This is a genomic window from Mesorhizobium sp. dw_380, from assembly GCF_018588885.1.
In the GTDB taxonomy this organism is placed as follows: domain Bacteria; phylum Pseudomonadota; class Alphaproteobacteria; order Rhizobiales; family Rhizobiaceae; genus Mesorhizobium.
Map to the genome: position 1 here is coordinate 1 of NZ_JAFFIW010000114.1, position 1,273 is coordinate 1,273.

Consider the following 1,273-nt stretch of genomic DNA (forward strand, 5'->3'; position numbering starts at 1 on the left):
TATGCGACGGTCCTGATGGCGATCCCGTAGGTCCACAACGCACGGAGCAGATGGGACCAATGATCGCAGGCGGTGTGGCAGCGGCACGCTGCTTCCCCTCCGTTCGAAGAGCCACAGGAAGTCGATACTCGGTTCACCAAATGCCGGGGCTAAACTTCAGGCGCATCCTCCAAAGTCAGGCGCGCCGCAGCAACAACATTCGCGACCTTACCACTTAGCAGAGTATCTATCGGCGGGTTCCCGCCAAGTTTGTCCGTTGGCGCCATTAACCATTGCCAGGCAAGCCGATGGTCGCCAAACATCGCAATCAATTCGGCTATCCCATCAGCAGGGCGAGCATCGACAAACTGCTTCAACGGAAAAACAAACCTGCTGCTGCCGGTTTTAAGTCCGATCGCCTCATCGCGTTTCTGCCACCGAAAGAGCGTCGACCTCGGTATTCCAAAATGTCTCTCTATCACTGTTGGCCCAGCTACCGGCCCTGCCCAATCACTTGGAGCACTGAGAGGGGCTTGGGGCACCGCCGGTGGTGGTACCGCTTTGAAACGCTCCAGTCGTGGATCAAATCGGCCCTGTGCCTCTGCCACTATGTGGCCAATAAAAACATGAGCAAAGTCTTCGAGATCATCCTCGATAGTGGGGAAGGCTCGCTGAACAGCCTGAGTTTGAACAGTGATCGACGAAGCTATATACCCTGCCAGTTTCGCGGCAATTCTAAGAGCCGGCTTACGGATTGTCGGATCGTGCTCAAGAAGCAATTTCGACACGGCAGCAGCCAAGGCATTTTCCAGTATCGCTCGGCTGGACTGCTTAACAATATTTCCGCCTCGTGAGAACCGCCGCCTAGTGGTCAAGTAGATTACCTCAAATGCTACACTTAGGTCGTGCAGATCTCCGTTAAACCGAGGCGACATTGGCCTTCAGCGCATTCCGGAGGTCATCGCATGGCAAACACAATGCACAAGTGGGACCGTTGCGTCCAGAGGAGATGACCCGGCTGTGGACGGTTGCTTGGAGTGATGCTTCGCCTACATCATTTGGACTTTTCGAGCAAAACCGAAAATCAATGCCCTGAAAGTCATTCCGTGACATGCCACCTGCGCTGCATCTTCGCGGCTTTTCTTGTTCGACCGAGAGACAGGGCGGCATGAGTTAGACGCGGGGTCCCTGGCGCTCTTCCGCGCGGCCCTGACGAAACCTTCGTCAGGGCGCGGTTTCGCTCTTGATCCCCTGCGCTGCCGGTAGCAGCCCTTCGAGCACGGTGACGCAGCCA

General features: G+C 56.1%; 1 protein-coding gene. It reads right to left on the minus strand.

The features are described 5' to 3' along the window. Nucleotides 1-149 precede the first annotated feature (149 nt). Nucleotides 150-779, minus strand: coding sequence for an antitoxin Xre/MbcA/ParS-like domain-containing protein (locus tag JT360_RS33090; RefSeq protein ID WP_214477647.1), 630 nt, complete (start codon nt 777-779; stop codon nt 150-152). Nucleotides 780-1,273: the final 494 nt, after the last annotated feature.